At 57.4% G+C, this 22,388-nt stretch carries 23 protein-coding genes; 22 read left to right on the top strand and 1 reads right to left on the bottom strand.

The window, feature by feature from the left end:
• Positions 1–5 precede the first annotated feature (5 nt).
• From ACQY5R_RS05890 to ACQY5R_RS05800, 19 genes are all read left to right on the top strand, one after another.
• Complete coding sequence (locus ACQY5R_RS05890) at positions 6–893, top strand: hypothetical protein (RefSeq protein WP_428605729.1); 888 nt, start codon at positions 6–8, stop codon at positions 891–893.
• 9 nt (positions 894–902) lie between these two features.
• Entirely contained in the window at positions 903–1,460 is a 558-nt protein-coding gene (locus tag ACQY5R_RS05885; protein WP_428605726.1) for a c(7)-type cytochrome triheme domain-containing protein, read from the top strand.
• Complete coding sequence (locus ACQY5R_RS05880) at positions 1,457–1,855, top strand: c(7)-type cytochrome triheme domain-containing protein (RefSeq protein ID WP_428605723.1); 399 nt, start codon at positions 1,457–1,459, stop codon at positions 1,853–1,855. The genes ACQY5R_RS05885 and ACQY5R_RS05880 overlap by 4 nt, the downstream gene beginning before the upstream one ends.
• On the top strand, positions 1,849–2,919 hold the full coding sequence (locus ACQY5R_RS05875; RefSeq protein WP_428605720.1) for a 6-bladed beta-propeller: 1,071 nt from the start codon (positions 1,849–1,851) through the stop codon (positions 2,917–2,919). The genes ACQY5R_RS05880 and ACQY5R_RS05875 overlap by 7 nt, the downstream gene beginning before the upstream one ends.
• The gene (locus ACQY5R_RS05870; RefSeq protein ID WP_428605718.1) at positions 2,916–5,333 is read left to right on the top strand and encodes a hypothetical protein; all 2,418 of its coding nucleotides are present in this window, start codon (positions 2,916–2,918) and stop codon (positions 5,331–5,333) included. The genes ACQY5R_RS05875 and ACQY5R_RS05870 overlap by 4 nt, the downstream gene beginning before the upstream one ends.
• 7 nt (positions 5,334–5,340) lie before the next feature.
• Positions 5,341–6,369 (top strand): cytochrome c biogenesis protein ResB, encoded by a 1,029-nt coding sequence (locus ACQY5R_RS05865; RefSeq protein ID WP_428605716.1) that lies wholly within the window; start codon positions 5,341–5,343, stop codon positions 6,367–6,369.
• A 7-nt stretch (positions 6,370–6,376) separates the two neighbouring features.
• Positions 6,377–7,186, top strand: a complete 810-nt coding sequence (locus ACQY5R_RS05860; RefSeq protein WP_428605714.1) for a cytochrome c biogenesis protein — start codon at positions 6,377–6,379, stop codon at positions 7,184–7,186.
• Positions 7,186–8,520 (top strand): hypothetical protein, encoded by a 1,335-nt coding sequence (locus ACQY5R_RS05855; protein WP_428605711.1) that lies wholly within the window; start codon positions 7,186–7,188, stop codon positions 8,518–8,520. The genes ACQY5R_RS05860 and ACQY5R_RS05855 overlap by 1 nt, the downstream gene beginning before the upstream one ends.
• On the top strand, positions 8,513–9,139 hold the full coding sequence (locus ACQY5R_RS05850; protein ID WP_428605708.1) for a tetratricopeptide repeat protein: 627 nt from the start codon (positions 8,513–8,515) through the stop codon (positions 9,137–9,139). Before ACQY5R_RS05855 ends, ACQY5R_RS05850 begins: the two co-directional genes overlap by 8 nt.
• Position 9,140: 1 nt before the next feature.
• Positions 9,141–9,677, top strand: coding sequence for a TlpA family protein disulfide reductase (locus tag ACQY5R_RS05845; protein WP_428605706.1), 537 nt, complete (start codon positions 9,141–9,143; stop codon positions 9,675–9,677).
• A gap of 3 nt (positions 9,678–9,680) precedes the next feature.
• The gene (locus ACQY5R_RS05840) at positions 9,681–11,954 is read left to right on the top strand and encodes a PAS domain-containing sensor histidine kinase (RefSeq protein WP_428605703.1); all 2,274 of its coding nucleotides are present in this window, start codon (positions 9,681–9,683) and stop codon (positions 11,952–11,954) included.
• 2 nt (positions 11,955–11,956) lie between these two features.
• Positions 11,957–13,330 carry a sigma-54-dependent transcriptional regulator gene (locus ACQY5R_RS05835; RefSeq protein WP_428605700.1) on the top strand — a complete coding sequence of 458 codons (1,374 nt, stop codon included), beginning with the start codon at positions 11,957–11,959 and terminating at the stop codon, positions 13,328–13,330.
• Positions 13,331–13,387: 57 nt separating this feature from the next.
• The gene (locus ACQY5R_RS05830) at positions 13,388–13,912 is read left to right on the top strand and encodes a tetratricopeptide repeat protein (protein WP_428605698.1); all 525 of its coding nucleotides are present in this window, start codon (positions 13,388–13,390) and stop codon (positions 13,910–13,912) included.
• The gene (locus ACQY5R_RS05825; protein WP_428605695.1) at positions 13,909–15,024 is read left to right on the top strand and encodes a ligand-binding sensor domain-containing protein; all 1,116 of its coding nucleotides are present in this window, start codon (positions 13,909–13,911) and stop codon (positions 15,022–15,024) included. Before ACQY5R_RS05830 ends, ACQY5R_RS05825 begins: the two co-directional genes overlap by 4 nt.
• A 3-nt stretch (positions 15,025–15,027) precedes the next feature.
• Entirely contained in the window at positions 15,028–16,230 is a 1,203-nt protein-coding gene (locus ACQY5R_RS05820; protein WP_428605693.1) for a ligand-binding sensor domain-containing protein, read from the top strand.
• A gap of 167 nt (positions 16,231–16,397) precedes the next feature.
• Positions 16,398–16,880, top strand: coding sequence for a bacteriohemerythrin (locus ACQY5R_RS05815; RefSeq protein WP_428605691.1), 483 nt, complete (start codon positions 16,398–16,400; stop codon positions 16,878–16,880).
• 83 nt (positions 16,881–16,963) lie between these two features.
• Entirely contained in the window at positions 16,964–17,497 is a 534-nt protein-coding gene (locus tag ACQY5R_RS05810) for a hypothetical protein (RefSeq protein WP_428605689.1), read from the top strand.
• A 30-nt stretch (positions 17,498–17,527) separates the two neighbouring features.
• Complete coding sequence (locus ACQY5R_RS05805) at positions 17,528–18,313, top strand: cytochrome c3 family protein (RefSeq protein WP_428605686.1); 786 nt, start codon at positions 17,528–17,530, stop codon at positions 18,311–18,313.
• 70 nt (positions 18,314–18,383) lie between these two features.
• Complete coding sequence (locus tag ACQY5R_RS05800) at positions 18,384–18,962, top strand: hypothetical protein (RefSeq protein ID WP_428605683.1); 579 nt, start codon at positions 18,384–18,386, stop codon at positions 18,960–18,962.
• Between the two features lie 137 nt (positions 18,963–19,099).
• On the opposite strand, the gene ACQY5R_RS05795 is transcribed toward ACQY5R_RS05800, so the two are convergent.
• Positions 19,100–19,345, bottom strand: coding sequence for a hypothetical protein (locus tag ACQY5R_RS05795; protein ID WP_428605682.1), 246 nt, complete (start codon positions 19,343–19,345; stop codon positions 19,100–19,102).
• A gap of 161 nt (positions 19,346–19,506) precedes the next feature.
• On the opposite strand from ACQY5R_RS05795, the gene ACQY5R_RS05790 reads away from it, so the two are divergent.
• The 3 genes from ACQY5R_RS05790 (at position 19,507) to ACQY5R_RS05780 (ending at position 22,334) form a co-directional block, all read left to right on the top strand.
• The gene (locus ACQY5R_RS05790; RefSeq protein ID WP_428605679.1) at positions 19,507–20,010 is read left to right on the top strand and encodes a bacteriohemerythrin; all 504 of its coding nucleotides are present in this window, start codon (positions 19,507–19,509) and stop codon (positions 20,008–20,010) included.
• A gap of 113 nt (positions 20,011–20,123) precedes the next feature.
• A complete protein-coding gene (locus ACQY5R_RS05785; RefSeq protein WP_428605676.1) occupies positions 20,124–20,678 on the top strand; it encodes a heme NO-binding domain-containing protein in 555 nt (184 codons plus the stop codon).
• Positions 20,679–20,714: 36 nt separating this feature from the next.
• A complete protein-coding gene (locus ACQY5R_RS05780; protein WP_428605673.1) occupies positions 20,715–22,334 on the top strand; it encodes a diguanylate cyclase in 1,620 nt (539 codons plus the stop codon).
• The last annotated feature ends 54 nt before the right edge of the window (positions 22,335–22,388 follow it).

Here is a 22,388-nt window from a genome sequence, read left to right as displayed (position 1 = left end):
GAAATATGAAGAGGAAAAGTCTTATGGCGGGCGTATTGGCATCGCTCCTAATCCTGCCGCCAGTGTTGGCGCAGGAAACCAAGAAACCGCCGCAACCGACGGTCAGCGAAGAGTCGGTCAGTAGTCGTCTGGAGAATCTGCAACGCCTGGTGCGGACCTCCTCCGGTGCCCGGCGTGTCGCAGCCAGCGACAATAGCAAGGCGCAGGATTACCAGAAACAGGCGGACCAGAAGTTGGTTGAGGCGGAAAAACTGTTAGGCCAGGGCGATTATGAAGCGGCAAATCGACAGTTGGGTGAGGCTACGGCTCTAATGTTTGGTGCCATCCGCGAGGTGGGGGCCGCCAAGGAGATCGCACAGAAACAGCGTAACGATTTTGATGCAAAGGCGGCCAGTGTGGATGTGCTGCTGAAGGCGCTGAAACGGATCGCCGCTGAAAAAGCGGCAGGCAACGAAAGCAGCGAGACGATAACCCGTGTGGAGCAGGGCTTGAAGCAGGCCCAGCAGCTGGCCTCCGAAGGAAATCTGGATGCTGCACGCAAACAGCTGGACGATGTCTACTACCAATCCAAGGTGGCTATCGAAGGGCTGCGGCGGGGGGATACCCTGGTTCGGTCGCTTAATTTTGCAAGCAAGAAAGATGAGTACACCTACGAACTGGACCGCAACGATACCCATAAGATGCTGGTATCGGTGTTGCTGGAAGAGAAGATGAAATCCACCAACACCCGGAAAATGGTGGACGGCTTCCTGGCCAAGGCGGCGGAGTTTCGTGCCCAGGCCGAGCGGAAGGCGGCGGGTGGCGATTATAAACAGGCAGTAGAGTTGCTTGAGTTATCGACAAAAGAGCTGGTACGTGCGATTCGCGGGGCCGGCGTCTATATCCCGGGATAAGGGGGCAAAATGGGACAGCACGGAAAGGCACGATGGTTTTCACTGGCGCTGTTTATGACAGCGCTGTGGTTGGCCGGCCCGCTGTTAGCGGAGTGGACCCCGTTGGCCGAGGACGGACTGCATGATCCGGATAATCCGGCCCTTGAAGTGATGCAGAATCCGGGCGATGCCCTCTCCCAGTTGCCGCGGGATGATGCGGGTGATGTTGGCAATAAGGTGCGTTGGGTGCAGGCGCTGGAGATGGGGTACATCGAGCCGCGGACCAACATCCTCCCAGAGACCAAGATCGAGGTGCTGGATCTGGATATCATCATGAAACACACCGGCAGTACCGCTTATGTGCGTTTTCCCCACAAACCCCATACCGAGTGGCTCGACTGCAGCAATTGCCACGAAAAGATCTTCAAGATGAAGGCGGGCGAGACCCCGCTCAGTATGCTCGCCATCCTCTCTGGCGAGTATTGTGGCCGCTGCCACGGCGCGGTGGCCTTCCCACTGGTCCTCTGCAACCGCTGTCACAGTGTGCAACCGGACACATTGGAAAATAAGGTAAATCAGCGGCAATGATTGAACGTCACGCCATACACAAACGAATCGGCCCTGCCGCACTTGTCATACTGCTGCTTGGGTTGTTCACGTTGCCGGTTTTTGCCGAGTATGGCGATGTCATCCTCAATCACCGCGCGGAAAAAGAGGGGATGCGGCCGGTGATCTACCCACACTGGTTTCATCGCATCCGTTTCCGCTGCAAGGTCTGTCACAAAGAACTGGGTTTCGAGATGCGGGCGGGAGCCAACGACATCACCATGGCCGATATTATCGATGGCAAGTTCTGCGGCATGTGTCACAACGGGCAGGTCGCCTGGTCGGTTGAAAACTGTGATATCTGTCATTCGGGGCGCAAGGGGCTGCAGACCCGCATCATGGGTGGCCATCAGACCGGAGGGCCGGGGCGATGGTAAAACAGCGGGTACGCCACGGGTTGTGGCTCGGATTGGTCTTGCTGGCGGGCTGCGCCGGCGTGAATGCGCCGCATCATTACGATCCGTTCGCGGGGGTGGTCCGGGAGCAATGGCCGGTCTGGCCCACCGCCCCGGAGGTGCCGCGTTATATTTTCTCCGGACAATTGAGCGGGGAGGAAAATTTTGTCGCCGATCGCCCGGCTGATGGCAGTCGGGGGCTGTTCGCCATCCTGGTCGGGCTGGGTCAGGAGGAGCGGGTCCCCCGGATATTGCAGCGCCCACAGAGCGGACTGGTGGATTCGACCGGGCGAATACTGGTCACCGACGTGAGCCGTCAGGCGGTCTATGTGTTCGACCCGCGGCAGGCGCAGCTGATGATATGGGAGATGGCCACCGAACAGCGACGCTTTATCGCTCCGATCGGGATTGCCGAAACTGACAACGGGGACTATCTGGTCACCGATGCGGAGCTGGGGCTGGTAGCGCGGTTGGATCGAAGCGGCCGGCCGCGCGGAACGCTGGGCGAAGGCCTGCTGACGCGACCGACCGGTATAGCCCGTGATGCGCTGAGCGGTGAACTGTTCATCGCCGACACCCGGGACGGCTCCATCAAGGTTTTCGATTCCGCCGGCACGCTGCTGCGTCGCATCGGCGCGCCCGGAGATGGTCCCGGAGAGCTCAATGCACCCACCTACATCGCCTGGCATGAAGACCGGCTCTATGTTACCGACACACTCAACTCGCGTATCCAGATTTTCGATCGCCAGGGTGGGCTGCAGGGGCTAATCGGTGAACGCGGTCTGTACATCGGCAACTTCTCACGCCCCAAGGGGATTACGGTCGATCTGAACGGCTACATTTATGTGGTGGAGTCCTACTTCGATCACCTGCTGATTTTCGATCCCCAGGGGCAGTTCCTGATGGCAATCGGCGGTAGCGGACAGCTGCCGGGGCAGTTTTTCCTGCCGGCCGGTGTGTGGCATGACAATCAAGATCAGATCTATGTGGCCGATATGTTCAACGGTCGGGTCCAGGTCTTCCAGTTCCTTGGGGGCACGCCGTGAACGGGCACAGGTTTATCATCGGATTACTGTTGCTGGGGCTGCTTACAACCGTCCAGGCGGCTCGGGTGTCGGACATCCGCAGTACCAAACACAACCTCTCGGTGACCGGTCCCGGTACGGTGAAGGCGGTCAGTGAGACCCAGGTCTGCGTGTTTTGTCACACACCTCACGGTTCGACCGTTTCGCAAACTGCCCCGCTGTGGAATCGCGAACTCTCCGGTGCCACTTACACCCCCTACACTTCCAATTCGATCAACGCCACCGACATCGCCGCCGAGCCGGGGGGCAGTTCCAAGTTGTGCCTATCCTGCCATGACGGGACCCTGGCAATCGGATCGGTGAATGTCTCAAGCGGCCAGTCCGGGGTGAGTATCGATCTGAATGGGACCGGTACCGGCGGAACCATGGCCACCGGCCAGGGCGAGACCAGCGGTTTTACCCGCAAGCTCGGCGTGGACCTGACCAACGACCACCCGATCTCCTTCACCTACGACAGCACCCTGGCTCTGGCAGACGGTGAGCTGCGCGACCCTGCCAGTGCCGCCCATATCGGCACCCGGGCGCCGGGTATCAAACACCAGGTTCCACTGGAAGACGGCAAGGTGGAGTGCGTCAGCTGTCATGACCCCCATATCCGGGACAGCGACCCTACCAGGAATATCAAGTTCCTGCGCCTTAACCGCTTTCAAAGCAGCACGCCCGGCGGTGGTGCCTTCAATGAGACCGGCGATATCGTCTGTCTCGCCTGTCATGACAAGCTGGGTCAGGCCTGGGCGGGTTCGGCACACGCCAATCCATCGGTAGCGGATGAAACCTACAAAAGCGGTGCCGCGGCCCTGCGCGAATTTCCCGATACCACCCGGGTGTGGGAGGCTGCTTGCCTCAACTGTCATGATACCCACACCGTGCAAGGTTCCCGTCGCCTGCTACGCGAAGGTACCGACGCCGCCGGAGGGCCCACCACGCCGCGACTGGGCGGAAGCCCCGCCATCGAAAGCACCTGCTACCAGTGCCACAGCAATGCGGCGGAGAGCATTCTCTCCACGGTGACCGATGTGCCGGATATCAAGACCGACTTCCAGCTCTCCCGCCACATGCCCATCAGCAGCAACGATCAGCCGGCGGGCTCGGAGCAGCACAATATCAAAGACGCGGATTTTATCGAAACCCAGGATAACCTCGGCAAAGATCAGCTTACCAACAACCGCCATGCCGAGTGCACCGACTGTCATAATCCCCACCGGCTGATGAAAAACCGTCTGTTCAACGGCTCCGGCAGCTCCGCCGATTCGACCCATGATCCGGACACCCCCTCCAACCTGGCATCAGGTGCCCTGCGTGGCGCCTGGGGGGTGGAGCCGGTTTACAGCTCCACCAGTTTTCAGGATAAGCCGTCCGGCTACACCGTGAAAAAAGGGGATGGCGGCAGCGGGGCCAGCACCGCCGTAACCAGCTCCCACCTGACCCGCGAATACCAGATTTGTCTCAAGTGCCACTCGGACTATGGCTACCAGGATGACAACCTCTATCCGGCCGGTACCCGGCCGGACCTGGGGGATTCGGGCGGAGGGACCCCCTCGGGGACCAACGGCATGATCCAATATACCAATCAGGCCAAGGAGTTCCAGGCACCGTTCAGTCACCAGGGTGAGGGGAGCGCCGCCAATACCGGCGCCGGCAGTGGCTATGCCACCGACAACCACCGCTCCTGGCACCCGGTGATGGATACCACCGGTCGTACCGCTACGGAGCGCAATATGGACGCCAACGCTTTCCTGCTGCCCTGGCGCAACAATATCGGTAACCAGACCATGTACTGTACCGACTGTCACGGTTCGGCCACCGCCAATGCCACGCGGGTGCCCACCGGCAGTAACCCTTGGGGGCCCCATGGCTCCAGTAAGAACTTCATCCTCAAGGGGGACTGGGACAGTAACACCGGTTCGGGCCAGTCCGATGACCTCTGCTTCAAATGTCATGACTTCAATACCTATCCGGCGGACGGAGGCAGCCGCACCGGGTTCTACAACCCCGATAGCGACAAGGGCCGCGGCGACCTGCACTCCTATCACCGCAAACAGATTGGCGCGATGAAGTGTAGCTGGTGCCATGTCGCAGTGCCCCACGGCTGGAAGAACAAGGCATTGCTGGTCAATCTCAACGATGTCGGTCCAGAGGCGGGCAAGGCGGCCGGCGGAGAAGAGATCTGCACAGGCAGCGGCGGCTGGGGCAGTACCAACGGCGGTTGCAGCAAGAATAATGGCTATACCAACGCCCCTTACTACCTGAACGCCTTTTTAAAGGTGGTCAACTTTCGCCCTAGCGGGCAGTGGCGGGAGAACGACTGCGGTTCCAAGTCGGGAGATACCGGGCGCAACTGGATGCGCGACGCGGCCTGCCAGAGCCCAAACTGAGACCGCGATGGCGACCATTGAACAACAGCGTGTGGGAAGTCGAGGGGCAGCGGTCTGGCACCTGCTTGAGTGGCTCGGCTCGCTGAAGTATACCCTGATGGCGCTGCTGCTGCTGTTGGGGGTGGTGATACGCGCGCTGAGTCTGGTGGAAGGTTTCACTTGGTGGGTGGCGCCGCCTCTGGGGGTGCTGGCGCTCAATTTGCTGGCCGCCATCCTGGTCAACCCGTTGTTCCGCCGGCAGCTACCGTTGCTGCTGTTTCATTTGGCCCTGCTGGCCTTGATGGTGCTGCTGGGCATCGGACGCATGACTTATCTCAAGGGCTGGGCCGAAGTTTCCGAGGGGGCGGCGTTCGACGGGCAACTGGTGAAGTATGAAGCCGGGCCCTGGCATGACTGGGTGCTGGACCAGGTCCGCTTCGTCAATGAACGGTTCACCATCAACTATGCCCCGGGTCCGCGCCGTACCACCACGCTGAATCAGGTCCGGCTGTTTGACGAGACGGGCGGGTCACGGGTCCAGGTGATCGGCGATGACCGTCCGCTGATCGTGCGGGGCTACCGTTTTTATACCACCTTTAACAAGGGGTATGCCCCGGTATTTCAGTGGCGACCGGACGGGTCGGGCAGCCCGGTGACGGGTGATGTACGGCTACCACCCTTCCCGGGTGAGGCGCTAAGGCAGCATACCACATGGAGCCTGCCCGGGCTGGCTGAGCCTGTCTGGGTTCAATTGGAGTTCGATGAGACGATTCTGTCTGAAGAGCGGGCGTCGGTATTTCGACCGCCAGCCCGACACCACTTGATCTTGCGCTTGGGAGAGCAGCGTTTTGACATGCAACCCGGAGATCAGGTGCGCCTGGGCGAAGTGGGCGTGCTCAGTTATCAGGGGCTGCGCACCTGGATGGGATACAACGTGGCCTACGACTGGACTCAGCCCTGGCTGGTAGCCGCGGTGCTGCTGGCGGTTCTCTCCCTGGCTTGGCACATGGGGCGCAAATACCGTCAGCGTAGTTGGTTGAGCGACACGAATCACTGAGGATGATATGGAACAGGAACAGTTGATACTTTGGATTGCATTGGTCGCCTATGTCGGGGCCGGCTGTATTGCGATCTTTGCCCAGGTGATGAAGCGTCGCCCGGAGCGGAGTGTTCTGGCATTGCTGATACTCGGTCTGCTGTTGCATACCCAGGCACTGGCATTACGCTGGGAGCGACTGGGACACGGTCCCTTTGTCACTATGTACGAGATCCTCTCCAGCAACATCTGGAGCCTGGCCCTGATCTACACCCTGGCCAGTCTGTGGATTCGTCAGATCCGTCCGGCAGCGGCGCTGGTAATGCCAGTACTGTTCCTGATGATGGGCTGGATGATGATGACCAACCCGGGCGAGGGGTTGCTGCCGTCGACCTACCATACTATTTGGCTTTATATCCACATCGGCTTCGGAAAGATCTTTTTCGGCAGTGTGCTGGTGGCCCTGGGGCTCTCCGGGGTGATACTGAGCCGCGCCCTGGCCGGGGATAACCGGTTCGCCCGCATGCCGGACAATGTCAGTCTGGAGGAGTTGGCCTACCGGTTTCTGATGCTGGGTCTCATTTTTGACACCCTGATGCTGCTGGCCGGCGCCATCTGGGCCCGGGATGCCTGGGGCCGCTACTGGAGTTGGGCCCCGCTCGAGAGCTGGTCACTGATGACCTGGATCTTTCTCGCCCTGGCCATCCACCTGCGACTAACCCTGAAACCTCGGCATACCGTCGCGGCACTGCTGGTGGTGGGAGTGTTTGCACTGGGTTTTCTCACCTTTTTCGGTATCCCCTTTATCACTCAGGCACCACACAAGGGGATGGTCTAATGGTCCGCTCCAGACGGCCAGGTGTTGACTGCAATCGCCTTCCGCAAGCTTGGATCGCCCTCGCGGTAACGGCATTTCTGGTCTCGGTTTGTTATGCCCTGCTGCTGGTACTTGCCAGGAGCGGTATGGTGACGCTTTTCGGCGATAACGAACGGGGCTTTCATAGCGCCCTGGTACTGCATGTGAATTTTTCGCTTCTGGTCTGGTTCCTGTCGATGGGCGGTTTTTTCTGGAGCCGAAACCGTCAGTGGGCGAGTCGCCGGATCAACTGTGTTGCTTTCGCCGCAGCTTTGGCGGGTGTCCTACTGATAGCGGTGGCTCCCCTCGTGGGTGCGGTAACACCGATCATGAGCGATTATCTGCCGGTACTCGATCAGGTTTTTTTTCTGGCCGGGATCGGGTTGTTTGCGCTAGCGGTGAGTGTTGTATCACTGCCCTCCCTGGTCCATTTGCCACAGGCTTTGGCCGGTCGGGCCGATAGCGCAAGCCTGCTTTGCGGCGCCGCCGCCCTGGTGTTGCTGCTGGCCGATGTGCAATTGGGTATTGCCGCCTCGTCTGCCCTGCCGGATACGGCGTTGCTCCGCTATCAACGACTTTTCTGGGGGGCTGGGCATCTGTTGCAGACGGTCAATCTGCTCCTGGTGATGCAGGCATGGCTGTGGTTGTTGGGTAGATCGCAAGTAATCGGTTGGCCGGCGCGCCTGTTTCGGATCCAGGTGCCGCTGATCCTGTTTCCGGCCCTGATTTCCCCGTTGTTTCCATACCTACCCGCGCCGTATGACATGCGTCTTTTTACTTGGCAGATGGAGTGGAACGGATTGTTGGTGATGCCGTCGCTGCTTGGCCTGCTCCTTGCTCGGTCCAGCACCGGTGCCGGTTCCGCACTTCTGTTTTTCCTCCGTTTGCCGATATGGCTTCTGTTACTGGGTTTTATCCTGGGGTGGCTGATCGAGGAAAATAATGCCTGGGTCCCTGCCCATTATCACGGGGTGATTGGCGCTATCACCCTCAGTTACATGGGGGTTTGTTATCGCCACCTGGGGATCCTCGGGAATACGCGCGTTGCGCAACGCCTGCTCGCCTGGCAGTCCGGCCTCTACGGAGGCGGGATATTGCTGGTGATGGCCGGCCTGATTGTCTCGGATATCCCTCGCAAGAATCTGGTCGCGGTTGGCGACCTGCCACCGCTAGGACGTTTATTAATGGCGACGGGCGGCGGGGGCGCACTGATCGCCAGCCTGTTGTTCGTGGTCCTGATGGCTCAACACCGGCTTTGCGGAGCTGGATCCCACAACAAGCTTGCAGATCTGGCGCGGGGGGCGGGCGATGTCTGAAAGTACTGGTCGAGCCACCCGCAGAGACCGGAGGCCACTGGCGCTTTTACTTACGCTGCTGATGGTGGCAGGGCTGGGTGCGTTGATCTCCTGGCTGCCGGATTATCGCAAGCCGTTGCCCCTCTCCGGGGAGTCGGTTGGGATCGATCAGGCCGGGCTGAATGAGCCACCCAAACTGGCGGTGAAGAGACAACTTGATCAGGCCTTCGATGAAGGGGTTTCCCTGCTCCATGCCCGGGCCTATGAGGGAGCGCTGATCGCCTTTAACCGGGTGGTGCACATCGCCCCCAGGTTGCCGGAGGCCTATGTCAATATGGGCTACGCCCTGCTTGGATTGGAGCGGTATGCCCAAGCGGAGCGGGCCTTCAGTTACGCAACAGAACTTCGACCGGACCTACCCAACGCGTATTACGGATTGGCATTGGTGTTTGAACAGCACGGTGATCTGCAGGGGGCAATGGGCGCCATGCGTACCTATGTACACAGAGCGCATCAGGACGACCCCTACCTGTCCAAGGCACGGGCGGCGTTATGGGAGTGGGAGCAACAACGTGCCGCTATCAACAATGAATCCGCTAAAGGGACAACGCCTGGTTACACGGTTAATGATGAGGGTTGAAATGATGTCTATTCACTGGAGCGGCCGACTGTTACTGCTGTGTCTGCTTTTGCTGCCGGTACTGGTCGGGTGCCGGCAAGAAGCGGCTTATCAGGTCGGAGAGCCGATTGGCGATCTCCAACTCCAGGGACTGTTTGGCGGTGAGTTGAATCTGGCTCAGCTGAAAGGTAACTATGTCCTGTTGAATATCTGGGCGCCCTGGTGCGGCCCCTGTCGTGCCGAAATGCCGAGTCTGGACCGGTTGGTTACCCACATGGCGGATAGCCGTCTGAAGGTGATAGGCCTGGCCCTGGAGGATCGGTATGCGGCAGAAGAGTTTCTACGCAAATACGGGGTGAAATTCCCCAATTACTTTGATGGCGACGATAAACTGGTGGAGTTGCGCTATTCCGTGAACGCCTATCCGCAGACTTTTCTTATCGGCCCCGACGGTATTGTGCGTGCCCGAATCGTCGGTGCCCGGGAGTGGGACAGCCTGGAGAACCTGATGGATCTCAGGCAGATGATGAACCAGTCCGGTAGCGGCGAGAGAGGCTGATCCATGTCCACGCGTCTCAAACGTTTTGCCCTGGTCAGTCTGTTTGGCGCATTGGCGCTGACCGTTTTATTTATCGGTTTCTTTCGCTATCTCTCGGAGGACGCGCTTTTCCGACACCATGCGCAGCACAATCAGATATTGGCCAGTATATTCGCCAATTCACTCGACCATCACGGATTGATGCGGCTTCTGCAAGACGGAGCCGATCTGCAGGAGGGGCAGTATCCTGCCTATGCACACGAGTTCGACGCGACGATCACTGAGCATATCCAGGGCCTGCCGATCGTCAAGGTCAAGGTTTACAATCGACAGTTGCAGACCGTTTACTCTACCGAGCGTGGGGAGATCGGAGAAGATGCCCATCTCAATGCCTCATTGAAAATGGCGCTGGCGGGAAAAACTGTCGGACAACTGATCTATCGGGACACCTTCAACAGCTCCGATCGGGTGATAGTCAAGGCCAATCTGTTTGAAAGTTATGTGCCGATATACAACGGTGTTGGCCGTGTGCTTGGTGCCTTTGAACTTTATTCTGATGTAAACAGCGCACTGTCGGAACTGGATCGGCAGAGTATCCGCATGATCTTCGGCGTTGTGCTGTTGCTTGGCGCCTCCTATGCGGTTTTGTTCGGGCTCTTCTATCGCACCGACAAGGCACTGAAAGTAGAAGAGGCCAACCGCGAAAGACACTTGGCGATTGTGCAGGAGGTTAAGGACCAACTGGAAGTCAGGGTGCGGGAACGAACCCGTGAACTGGAGAATGCACGAACCTTTCTGCAGTCGATCATCGATGGCATAGCCGATCCGGTGATGGTGATCGGTCGCGACTTGCGGGTGACGGACATGAACCGGGCCGCCAGGGCACTGGTCCCTGAAGACAAGGTGGAAGAGTATGTCCACTGTTACCAGATCAGCCATCGGCGTAGTACCCCGTGTGAGGGTGAGGACCAGCCATGCTCCTTTGTACAGGTGCTGGATAAGGGAGATACCGTCAAGCTGATGCACATCCACTACAACAGCGAAAATGAGCCACGTTACGTCGAGGTGGTTTCAACCCCATTGCGAGACTCGGAACATCAGATTGTCGGGGTCATCGAAGTGAGTCACGATGTCTCCGAAGTGGTGATTGCCCGGGACCACCTGAAAGAGAGTGAGGCACGTATCCGCGCGGTCATGGATACGGTCGAGGATGCCATACTGACTATCGACGAGCAGGGCTTCATCCACGACAGCAACCGGTCGGCTGAAAAGATGTTTGGTTACACCAGGGACCAATTGATCTCAATGGACGCCATACGGCTATTCACTCCGCCCGGCAGGGAGGACTCGCCGACGGCCAGCGTGCAGAGCATCATCGGACCACTGGTCTCCCACGGGGTACGCGAGAGCAGTGTATGGAGTGCCAAGGGATGCGAGCTGCCGGTCGATCTCTGGGTAGGTACGCTCTCATTCCAGGGTAGCAAACGCTATATCGCTGTTTTTCATGACATCAGGGAACGAAAGCAGGCCGAGCACGAGTTGGAGACCACTCGCCAGCAATATTTCCATCAGGAGAAGATGGCCGCCATCGGCCAACTGGCGGCAGGTATCCTCCATGAGGTGGGTAATCCAATCGCGGCGATCTTCGGTTCCCTGCAGACGATTCAGTCGGTCTACCATGAAGTACCATGCAGTGGGGAAAGCTGCCCGGTAGGCAAGGATGTGATATTGCATCTGGGACTGATCGAGGAGCAGGTCAACCGGCTCGCCGGTATCACCCGAGAGATTGCGGATTTTGCCTCGCCTCGTCCTGGCGAGCGGGAACTGCTCGATTTCAACAGCCTGATCAAGGGTACGGCCAACCTGTTGCGATACGACAATCGGTTCCGTAATGTTGACCTGCAACTGGATCTTGATGGCGCGTTGCCGGCCCTGGTGGGCGTGGCGGACCAGTTGATTCAGGTGATCATGAATCTGCTGATCAATGCTGTGGATGCCTGTGAGATGGGTGAGGTCAAGGAACCGGTGATACGGATACAGACGGCCCTCGAAGAGGGGCGGCTTCATCTACAGGTGATGGACAACGGTTGTGGCATGGACGAAGTGACACAGTCGCGGGCCATGGATGCCTTCTATACCACCAAACCAGCCGGCAAGGGGACGGGTCTGGGGTTGTCACTGTGCAGTGCCATCGTGAGTAAACATAAGGGTTTTATCACACTGGAGAGCCGTCCTGGCCAGGGCGCCTGCATCCATCTCTATCTGCCGGTAGAGCCGATTGATTCCTCTGTGGAGTAGGTATGGCAAATCTTAATGTACTGGTTGTTGATGACGAGACTGCGATCCGGCAGGTTTTGGCTTCCCAAATCAAGAAGGCCGGGCATCAGGTCTCCCATGTGGGTGATGGCCATTCTGCGCTTGAGCGGCTCAATAACGAACAGTTTGACGTCTGTGTCTGTGACATTCGGTTACCCGATATTGATGGCATCGAGGTACTGCGACAGGCGCGGAAATCGGGTATTGAGACGGTTTTTTTGATGCTGACCGCTTTCGCCTCAGTCAATACGGCGATTACCGCCATGAAACTTGGCGCCCACGACTACCTGATGAAGCCGATGCGTAACGAGGACGTGATCCATCGGCTGGTTCAGATCGGCGATCTGTTGGGCTTGCGCGAGGAGAACCTGCGGCTAAAGCAGATGATCAAGAGCCAGACACCGCGTGGTTTCGTTAGTAGTGCGTCATCCATGATGCAGATCGAGCGCATGATCGAAAAGGTGGCGCGCACCTCGGGGACGGTATTAATCACTGGCGAGAGCGGTACCGGCAAGACATTCATCGCCCGGCGTATTCATGAGATGAGTGGACGGTCGGAACGCAGTTTTGTTTCGGTCAACTGTGGAGCGATCCCAGATAATCTGATGGAGAGCGAGTTCTTTGGTCACGCCAAGGGTGCCTTTACCGGTGCCGAGCGGGCCAAAAAAGGGCTGTTTCTTGAGGCCGATGGCGGCACCCTGTTTCTGGATGAAATCTCCGAGCTGCCCTTGGGTCTGCAAGTGAAACTGTTGCATGCCCTGGATGAAAAGGAGATCCGCGCGGTCGGGACCGAGATAAGCCGCAAGGTGGACGTTCGCATCCTGGCGGCCACCAATCGGAATATCGAGTCGATGGTTGAGGATGGGACCTTTCGCGAAGATCTTTACTATCGGCTGAACGTGTTGAATCTGGTCCTTCCGCCGCTGCGTGAGCGCCAGGAAGACCTGCCTGACTTGATACGTTATTTTCTCAACCGGGAGGCGGAGCGCCTGGAGCTGGAACAGGCGTTTACTCTGTCGGTGGAGGCGGAGCGGATACTGCTGCACCACGATTGGATGGGTAATCTGAGGGAGTTGCAGAACACGATCGCACGCACCCTGATATTGGCGGAGGATACGGAGATTCAGGTCAATGACCTGCCGCCGAAGACGCTGCATCAGGCGGCGGCGGATGAGCGCCTCGGCATCACCATCAGTTCCACCGATGGCCCCCTCAAGGAGCGGGTTCGGCAGTTTGAGGTGGATGTGATCCAGCAGGTGATCGACGAAGTGAGTGGGGACCGCCAGGAAGCAGCCAAAAAACTCGGTATCGGACTCTCAACCCTCTACCGCAAGCTGGAGGAGGATGAGCAGGGATGATTTCATCGGCACGTTTATTGCTTTGAATGTCAGGGAATTCATACCGAGTAACCGACCATGAAGCGACTTTTATTGATACTTGCCTGTCTCAGTACTCCAATACTGGCCGACAGCCAATCCGATTACGAAACCGGCTTCGCGGCTTTTCGCAACGAAGATCTGGTTGTCGCCCTCCAGTATTTGGAGCGAGCCTCGGATCAGGGGCATGTCCGCGCCCAGGTGTTGCTGGCTTACATTCTGGATAAGGCCGAGGAGAACCAGCAGGCATTGGCACTCTACCGTAAGGCGGCAGAGACGGGCGACGCCGAGGCGCAGATGGGATTGGCGATGATGCTGGCGGCGGGTGAAGGGGCGGAAGTGGACAACACTGCCGCATTTTCCCTGCTGCTGAAGAGCGCTGACCAGGGCCACGTCCCCGCCATGCTGCAGATCTACCAGGTATTGGAACAAGGCGCCATGGGGCAGCAGGCAAATCAGGCCGAAGCGCGTAACTGGCTGGAAAAGGCCGCTGCCGCCGGTGATGCCGAGGCGAAAGCGCTGCTCAGAAAAAATGCTAAACCATTAACAGCTGGGGAAAAATGAAAAAACTGCTGATTCTTTTAGCGCTGCTGCTGGCGGCCTGCGACGATACACCACCCCCGGAAGCCGCCAAGCCGGCTACCGCTACTGCGGAAGTCGGGATCTCGGTCGCCAAGCCGGCGGTACTCGACCTGTTCAATGTCGGTGACTCGGTCTATGTGCGGGCACTGGCAATAGAGCCCGGGACCAACGCGCTGTGGGTGGGTACTTCAGTCGGTGTACACGAGGTGGACCTTGATACGCTGCAGATCCGCCAGACCCTGACCCGTAAGGATGGCCTGGCCAATGAATATGTCTTCGCCATCGGTATCGATAAGCAGGGCAACAAATGGTTCGGCACCAATGGCGGCGGTGCCTCCCGCTACCGGGATGGCGAGTGGCAGACCTTTTTCCCCATGCACGGGCTTGCCGACTACTGGGTTTACTCCTTTACCTCACAGGATGACGGCACACTTTGGATAGGGACCTGGGCCGGGGCCAATCGGGTGAATCCACTCACCGGACAGTTCTCCACCTATGTCAAGGAGCTGATCAACGAGTGGGTGTACGGGTTGGCGGTGGATTCCAGGGACCGGGTCTGGTTTGGCACCGAAGGGGGCGTCAGCCGGTTCGACGGTAAGCAGTGGGTCTCCTGGTCCCACGCCGACGGTCTGGGGGGCGGAAATGGAAGCCACCTGTCTCCCAGTCGCAATACCGGCCTGGGTACCCGCTCCCGTCATGACTTGGGCGTGTTGAGCGGGGGGCAGGCTACGTATAATCCGAGTTATGTATTCTCCATCCATGTCGCCCGGGATGATCAGGTGTGGGCGGGGACCTGGGGCGGAGGTGTGAGCCGGTTTGACGGCGAGAAATGGCAAAATTTGACAACACATGACGGGCTGGCCGGCGACATTGTCTACAACGTCATGCAGGACAGCAAGGGTATATTCTGGTTCGGCACCAATGGCGGCGTATCCCGCTACGATGGCAAGAACTGGCAGACCATCGGATTGGCCGAAGGATTGCCGGACAGCAATGTTTACGCCCTGGTGGAGAGCCCGTCAGGAGATATCTGGGCCGGTACCCGGGCCGCTGTGGTGCGCATTGGCATCCAACCCTCCAAGAGTAAAGAGTGATCCATGAAGGCAATGATTCTAAAAGCGCTGATTGCCCTGGTGCTGGCGGCGGTAAGTTCAAGTAGTTTCAGTCAGAGCAGCACGCCTACCGCGGGTGGCCATACCGTCGCACCGGGTCAGCCGTCGACCGCTCCCACGGACGGCAAGATGCGGAATGGGTTCAAGCGTGCGGCGAGCGGCGTCCAATTCGCCCATTTCCGGGTAGGTAATCGAAATGTCAAGGCGATGCTGGCGGATGGTCCGATCGTTTGGGTCGGCACTTCCGGTGGGGTAATCCGTTATGACACCCGCAGCGATCAATACCGTCTCTACGATGTGCGCTCCGGCCTGCTTTCAAATGGCATTTTTCACCTGAGTAAACTAGGCGACCGGTTGCTGGTTGGTACCTACGGTGGCGGTTTGTCGATTCTCGATGAGCAGACCGGTACCTGGGAGAACTACAACATTCAGGACGGCCTGGCGGACGCCTTTATCTATGACATGCTGACCCTGGACAACGGCGACATCTGGATTGCCACCTGGTCCGGGGCAAACCGGGTTCGCGGTGGCCGGCTGAAGGACGTTGGCAGCTGGGATACCTACACGGTGGAGAGTACCCAGGGCGGTCTGCCGAACGACTGGGTTTACGGTCTGGCCAAGGGCAAGCATGGCGAAGTCTGGATGGCCACCGAAGGTGGGTTGGCCCGTTTCAGTGAGGGTAAATGGACCAACTGGAAGCATGAACAGGGGCTGGGGGCCGATTATGAATTGGTAAAAGACCAGATCGACTTTACCCGGGATCCGGCCAAGGAGTCGAGCCATCACGCACGCCAGAAGGCGGAGATGGGGCTGACCAATGTGGATGTCGCCTACAATCCCAATTACATCGTATCCCTGCTGGTGGATCGGCAGGGCGCGGTATGGGCCGGTACCTGGGGTGGCGGTCTATCCCGTTTCGACGGGACCGAGTGGAAAACTTATACCTGGAAGGATGGTCTCCCCTCAAACCATATCTTCATGCTGGGCCATGAGCGGAACGGCCGTATCTGGGTAGGAACCAGTAACGGACTGGCGCGCTGGGATGGGGAGAAATTCCGCGTATTCACCGTGCACGACGGTCTCTACACCAACAATATCTTCTCCATGGCCAATGCCCCGGACGGCAGCCTGTGGATCGGCGGATTTGGTGGGGTCAGCCGGCTGATAGGTCTCGGCTCGATAGAGTGAGTCTGTCCGGCGGGATTTTCAGCGAAACGCCCGTATCATGCACCGAACAACCCGGGCTCGTTTAAGGCCCTGTTTTTTATCTCTATCGGCGCTGGAAGAGGGATAATACCTGATTGATTTGGCCCGCAAATTGCGAAGGTTATTACAAAATATAGTGGGGGGGGATAATGCGAAACCTATTTGATTGGAACGAGAGCTGGAATATAGGCGTCGGTTGGATGGACGATGCCCATCTGCAATTGGCCCACGGGCTGGCCGGTCTGTTCCAGCAGTATACCGATGAGGGAGCGTCACTCCCCCCTGAGCGGATGGCGGACTATTGCGATTGTCTTCTGGAACAGGCCAAGGTTCACTTTCGGGATGAGGAAGAGTGGATGGAGTTCCTTAACTATCCCGGGTTTCTTAGTCACGTGCGCGAACACAGTATGTTGCTTGCCGAACTCAAATATTACATCAAGGAGATCAAGTCCGGAGGCAATGGCATCAGTCTGGAAGTGCTGATGGCGCTAAAGGGCTGGCTAGTAACCCATGTGACCGAAAGTGACCGCGAGTTTGTCGATTTTCTAAAAAAACACGGTCTGTTTGACAGCCGGCACATGGAGGGGCGTCAGTCACTCTCCGAGGAGTCTACATTCGCTGAAGTTTCATAACATGGATTCCTGAATTTGAGACTCGTTCCTAATTTTTAGAAAGGGATGAGCCTGTCAGGATTGATCTTAGACCGGGAGTTTGTGTGACGTCTGGCTCGCTGTTCCATCTGAAGATCGTGTTGCGTATTGCCGCGTTGTTAACCATTCTCGGTGCGCTGGTTATGGTGTCTGTCGTGCTGGCGGTTGGACAGACCGAACAGCAGGGCTATCTGCAGTCGCTGAGCCGATTGCAGATCAGTCAGGAACGACTGATGCCGCTGGTGCTGGCCGCCGGTCTCTTCCTGTTGACAGTTTCCGCCTTTGTAACCTGGTTGATCGCCCTCTACAGTAGTTTTCGCATAGCCGGACCACTCTACCGGTTCACCCGTAATCTGGAACAGGAACTGGAACATAGCAATTTGGAGCGGCCCGTGCCGATACGCCGGGAAGATCAATTGCAAACCTCTGGACGACTGTTAGCGGAGTCGGTGGCGGCGCTTAACGAACATTACCAAGAGTTGGGTCGGCAACTCATGGCAATGGATAGACATCTGGCCGACGGTACGATGGAGCCAGACGAGGTCCTGCGGCAGTACCGGGAGCAACTGCACAGGCTGCATGGCGATGTGCATTACTAAAAAACAAAACATAACTTGGGCGAATCAGGGATGAAGCCAGGTAGGGTCGTCGCGGTTCTGGTCTCGCTGTTGGTGGGGGCCGGTTTGGTTCTGGTGGCGCATGTCGGTACCGGTGAGCGGGGGCTGCCGCATCCGGAAAAGGCCGATTGCGGGGGGTGTCATCTTGCCGGCGTCGCGGTGAACAAACGAAATGCCGCTCAATTGATCCGCAGCCAGGAAGAGCTCTGTGTGGAGTGCCATGAGTCGGCCATGCGGGTCAGTCATCCCAGTGGTTTTCCAGTAAGCCGGGAGCTACCGACGGGATTTCCCCTCGATTGGAAAGGGGACCTTACCTGCAGCAGTTGCCATGCGGTCCATGAAGAACCCCGCAACCGCTTGCGAAGCCGCGAGACCGGCCGTAATTTTTGTCTCTCCTGTCATGTTCAGGCCTTTTTCGATCGGATGAAGGACGGCGCCGAATCGCTGCTCGACTCGGGGCATTTCGCATCGGATCAACCTTCCGGGGTAGAGCTGGATGCCTATTCCCTCAAATGCATGGAGTGCCATGCCGAGCAGGCATCACTGCCCGGACTGAGTGTCAGGTTGACCCGCAATGTGGCCCGTCACATGGGCAGTTCGGTCAATCACCCGGTGGGTGTCTCCTATCAACGGGCCGAGCGGTTCGGGGGGTATCGTCCCGGAAACCTGTTGCCCGTTGAGTTATTGTTGCCTCGGGGCAAGCTGGCCTGCGTCTCCTGCCATCTCGGCTATAGCGAATCCCATGGAAAGCTGATTGTGGAGTCCGGCAGGCTCTGTTTCGAGTGTCACGATTTATGAAAAATTGGCAGAACAGACAATTTCCACGACCGGAGACCGCTCCTCAGGGTGCGGCCCAGGGATGTGCCGCATGCGCACAGTAAAGAACTACGAACAGCGCCGTATCAAGTACGTCGATTACCGGATCCAGTTCTGGTTGATTGCCGCGCTGGTGCTGCTGGAGATTGTCATCACCCTGTTGGGAACCGGTTATCTCTACCTGGTGTTTGATCAACGGCTGGAGCAGCAACTTTATTCGGTGCATAGGGCGGCAGACGGCCTCTACGTTGACCTCTTTACCCAGGTGGGCTATGTGTTGGCGGGGATGACAGTCACCAATCTGCTGGCGCTATTTGTGGCAGATCATCTGTGGCGGGGGCATGTAGATTCCGTAACCCGGGAACTGGAGCGGGGGTTACGTTTCACCCGAGATCTTGACCTGCGCGCCCACACGATTGAGCGTGACGCCCATCAGATCCTCGATAGACTGGCGTCGTGGCGAAACAGTGAGCGGCAGCGGATGGAAACAATCTGGTCCGGACTGGTCCCGCTCATGAATAAGCAGGAGTATCCGCTTGACCGGATACGGCTGCGCCAACAGATTCGACGGTTGGCGCAGCAGTTACCCGTGGGGGCAGCGGCCGATCAGGATTCAGCTATTGGTGGCTGATATTGTGGGTCGACGGCGGTTGCCGCCAAATCACGTCATCGGTTGATCCACGCGGTCCGTACAAGGCTGCCGCAGGCGCCGAGCCACGGCGGCAGGGGAATCCAAGACATCTCCAATGCGCGTGTCGGCGGACATACCTACTTCTTCCCGAGCAGGGCCAGGGCCTGGGCCAGGGTATCGACCGACTGCTGGTGCTGGCCAGACCGGTGCAGTTTTTCACCCTTATCCCGAAGCTGGCGTACTTGTGACACTTGTTCATCGGTCAGGCCGTGCTCCTGCATCAAGGCTTGGTCGATCTGTTTGATGTCCTTCGGGCAGTGAAACGCCAATGCAGGTGCGCTGGCCAGCAGCGCGATAACGGATAACAGGTAACGGATTTTCATTTGGTTCTCCTTTCGAATAGTTAATCTGTACCACACTATGGCAAACATCTGCCGTTGCCCTTTTATTCCACGCCCCGGCGTTTTTTTTTAGCTGAATGGATGATAGCTAACTGGCCTGCATCTTGCTCCGGATTGGACATAAAACCTTTGGAGTGTCAATCATGAAAGGTCGCCTGAATTGGAACAAGAACTGGAACCTGGGTGTTGTGGAAATGGATGAGGCCCATCAGTCCATTGCCGCCAAGCTGGACAGGCTGTTTTGCCTTTGTCGGGATCACCATGGGCGCCTGACCCACCGGACGTCGCTGACGCGAATTTCCGAGCATCTCTTTTTTGAGCTTTGGGAACACCTCCACAAGGAAGAGGAGTTGATGGTGGAAACGGGATATCCCAATGAAAAAGAGCATCTTATGGAGCACTATCGGCTGCTTGAAGTGTTTCGGCACTTCTTGCGAGAAGTTCGTTGTGAGCGAGAGCATTTTGATCTTGGGGTATTGCGCTCCCTCAGGAGCTGGTTTATCAACCACCTCGACGATGATGACCGGGAACTCTCACAGCATATCCTTAAATATCGTCGGCAGTTTGTGAAAAGGCCGCAGGGGAGAAAATCATCCCACTCCCCGGAGACTTTTACACTCATTGATCGTTTTAATGCTTCGGTCTGAGTGGATCCCTTCCACCCCGGGGTTATCCTGGAATTGAGAATCCATGTGCACCATTTCTCAATAACTGGATTGGATCCGGATACGGCGGCGTGTTGCCCAACGGGAGTGAACATATGTACGGTTTAGTCAATCAGGCGATTCGTGACATGGTTGTGGAGCGGTTTGGAGTGGAGACCTGGGGTGATATCTGTGCCCTGACGGGAGCGGATGAGCTGTTTCTCACCATGGGGCAATACCCTGATGAGCTGACCTTTAGCCTTATAGAATCGCTATGTAAACTGCAAGGCTGCGAATCCGATGTAGTGTTGCAGAACTTTGGAGAGTACTGGATTGATTACGTCGCCAAGAACTACCAGGAATTGTTTGCGATGGCGGGTGGAGACTTTGTCACTTTTGTAAAGAACCTGAATAGTCTGCATACCCGTGTCGCACAGATGATGCCGGAGCTTCAGGCGCCCGGGTTCTCGATCAGTGACGCGCAGGAGGGACGCTTTGTGTTGCATTACTATTCGCAACGGGATGGGATGCAACCGATGATCATTGGATTGTTTCGTGGATTGGGTAGGCGTTTCGCAACCGCGGTTTCCCTCACCTATCTCGAAGGCAAGACAGAGGGTCTTGATCATGATTGTTTTCAGGTTGAATACAGTAGACATGAGGACGATTGATACATAATTATTGCGCATTCAGGTACGTAGATGCCCATGCTCAAACTTGACAGACAGTGGCGTGAGTTTTCCCTACCCTATCGCTCGTTGTCCTCCGTATTTCCGTTTTTCCTGGCATTTGATCGGCAGGGAAAGATCTGCTCCGCTGGCCCCAGTCTGGTGAAGTTTTGCAGTATGCTGAAGCTGGGCAGTGATTTCGAAAAGTTGTTTGAACTGGTGACACCGTCTATCGGATTCGATTTCGATCGGATCATGGAGCAGTTGTTTACTACTTTTTTCATCAGGATACTTGATACCGAAAAGCTACTGCGCGGCCAGATGCTGCTCCGCGCCGATGATGAGTCTGAACTGCTGCTGTTTCTTGGCGCCCCCGTGGTGCGGGAGATGAGTGATATTACCCGCTGGGGACTCTCATTGAAGGATTTCGCCATCCATGATTCTGTGATTGATCTGCTGCTGGTTCTTCAGGCGAAAAACAATACCATCCGGGATATCAAACGTATCCACGGCTTGCTTGAGCGGGAAGTCGAGACCCGCCGCAAGGTGGAGCGGGATCTACACGAACTGAATGAGCAACTGGAACAGCGGGTGGTGGAGCGGACCCTCGAACTGAAACGATCGAATCAACGTCTGGGGCAGAGTCTGACGCTGTTGGAAGAGAACAATAGGGAGTTGCGTGTACTCAATAAGATGGGGGAAATGCTGCAAGGATGCGCGTCGCTGGAAGAGAGTCTGGATGTCATCAGTTACTCTCTCGGACGCTTGCTTCCCCACGCCAACGGATTTCTCCAGTTACACGCCGATGAAACGATTCAGCCGGAATTGTCCATTACCTGGGGGGGGCTCTCCCACCAGCCGGTGTTGCAGGAGATAGCCACCGATTGCCAGGCAATCCGGACCGGTGAGGCAGTTCTCTACCGCAGTGGCGGGAATCTACCCTGCTGTCATCATCTGCAAGGCACTCCGGAATGTGATTCCGTATGCATACCGTTGCTGGCGAATGACAGCTGTTTCGGGCGGCTGTCACTGCAGTGCTTTGATCGGGAACGTAATAGTGACCTGGGTTTTCAGGCCCGGCTCCAGTTGATCTACACCGCCGGTGAACATATCTCCCTGGCCTTGGCGAATCTTCGGCTTCAGGAAAACCTGCGTCAACAGGCGGTGCAGGATTCCCTGACCGGACTGTATAATCGACGCTATATGAATGCGACGCTCGACCGCGAAATCCTGCGTGCAGATCGCGAAGCCTCCACCGTGGGGCTGGTGATTCTCGATATCGATCACTTCAAACGGATTAATGATCAGCATGGCCACGAGACCGGTGATCGGGTTCTTCAGTGCCTGGGTGTTTTTCTGAAACAGCGCATTCGTGGTGATGACGTTGCCTGCCGCTTTGGCGGGGAAGAGTTTGTCTTGATCCTACCTGGGGTGGGCCTGGATGACTTGGTGCGGCGGGCGGAGAGTCTCTGCTACGAGATTGCGCAAGGAGAGTTTGGAGTGGGGGTGAGTGAATTGCCAGCCCTGACCGTATCCATGGGTGTTGGACTCTATCCTGCTCATGCGTGTGCCCAGGATGATTTGCTCATATGCGCCGATGCGGCACTTTATCGCGCCAAATCCGCTGGCAGGAATCGGGTTGTCTGCTACCGGGCGTAGCATCGTTACCCGCTGCCGCCGATGCAAGCGGTGGTTATTGTCTCCCGATAACTT

Source organism: Sedimenticola sp. (assembly GCF_050289425.1).
Classification (GTDB): domain Bacteria; phylum Pseudomonadota; class Gammaproteobacteria; order Chromatiales; family Chromatiaceae; genus Sedimenticola.
This window is presented reverse-complemented; position numbering and strand designations above follow the sequence as displayed.

Bases quoted from the DNA above. Each gene is read 5' to 3' on its own strand.
- ACQY5R_RS05890 (WP_428605729.1), top strand. From the start codon at position 6: ATGAAGAGGAAAAGTCTTATGGCGGGCGTATTGGCATCGCTCCTAATC.
- ACQY5R_RS05885 (WP_428605726.1), top strand. From the start codon at position 903: ATGGGACAGCACGGAAAGGCACGATGGTTTTCACTGGCGCTGTTTATG.
- ACQY5R_RS05880 (WP_428605723.1), top strand. From the start codon at position 1,457: ATGATTGAACGTCACGCCATACACAAACGAATCGGCCCTGCCGCACTT.
- ACQY5R_RS05875 (WP_428605720.1), top strand. From the start codon at position 1,849: ATGGTAAAACAGCGGGTACGCCACGGGTTGTGGCTCGGATTGGTCTTG.
- ACQY5R_RS05865 (WP_428605716.1), top strand. From the start codon at position 5,341: ATGGCGACCATTGAACAACAGCGTGTGGGAAGTCGAGGGGCAGCGGTC.
- ACQY5R_RS05860 (WP_428605714.1), top strand. From the start codon at position 6,377: ATGGAACAGGAACAGTTGATACTTTGGATTGCATTGGTCGCCTATGTC.
- ACQY5R_RS05855 (WP_428605711.1), top strand. From the start codon at position 7,186: ATGGTCCGCTCCAGACGGCCAGGTGTTGACTGCAATCGCCTTCCGCAA.
- ACQY5R_RS05850 (WP_428605708.1), top strand. From the start codon at position 8,513: ATGTCTGAAAGTACTGGTCGAGCCACCCGCAGAGACCGGAGGCCACTG.
- ACQY5R_RS05845 (WP_428605706.1), top strand. From the start codon at position 9,141: ATGATGTCTATTCACTGGAGCGGCCGACTGTTACTGCTGTGTCTGCTT.
- ACQY5R_RS05840 (WP_428605703.1), top strand. From the start codon at position 9,681: ATGTCCACGCGTCTCAAACGTTTTGCCCTGGTCAGTCTGTTTGGCGCA.
- ACQY5R_RS05835 (WP_428605700.1), top strand. From the start codon at position 11,957: ATGGCAAATCTTAATGTACTGGTTGTTGATGACGAGACTGCGATCCGG.
- ACQY5R_RS05830 (WP_428605698.1), top strand. From the start codon at position 13,388: ATGAAGCGACTTTTATTGATACTTGCCTGTCTCAGTACTCCAATACTG.
- ACQY5R_RS05825 (WP_428605695.1), top strand. From the start codon at position 13,909: ATGAAAAAACTGCTGATTCTTTTAGCGCTGCTGCTGGCGGCCTGCGAC.
- ACQY5R_RS05820 (WP_428605693.1), top strand. From the start codon at position 15,028: ATGAAGGCAATGATTCTAAAAGCGCTGATTGCCCTGGTGCTGGCGGCG.
- ACQY5R_RS05815 (WP_428605691.1), top strand. From the start codon at position 16,398: ATGCGAAACCTATTTGATTGGAACGAGAGCTGGAATATAGGCGTCGGT.
- ACQY5R_RS05805 (WP_428605686.1), top strand. From the start codon at position 17,528: ATGAAGCCAGGTAGGGTCGTCGCGGTTCTGGTCTCGCTGTTGGTGGGG.
- ACQY5R_RS05800 (WP_428605683.1), top strand. From the start codon at position 18,384: ATGCGCACAGTAAAGAACTACGAACAGCGCCGTATCAAGTACGTCGAT.
- ACQY5R_RS05795 (WP_428605682.1), bottom strand. From the start codon at position 19,345: ATGAAAATCCGTTACCTGTTATCCGTTATCGCGCTGCTGGCCAGCGCA.
- ACQY5R_RS05790 (WP_428605679.1), top strand. From the start codon at position 19,507: ATGAAAGGTCGCCTGAATTGGAACAAGAACTGGAACCTGGGTGTTGTG.
- ACQY5R_RS05785 (WP_428605676.1), top strand. From the start codon at position 20,124: ATGTACGGTTTAGTCAATCAGGCGATTCGTGACATGGTTGTGGAGCGG.
- ACQY5R_RS05780 (WP_428605673.1), top strand. From the start codon at position 20,715: ATGCTCAAACTTGACAGACAGTGGCGTGAGTTTTCCCTACCCTATCGC.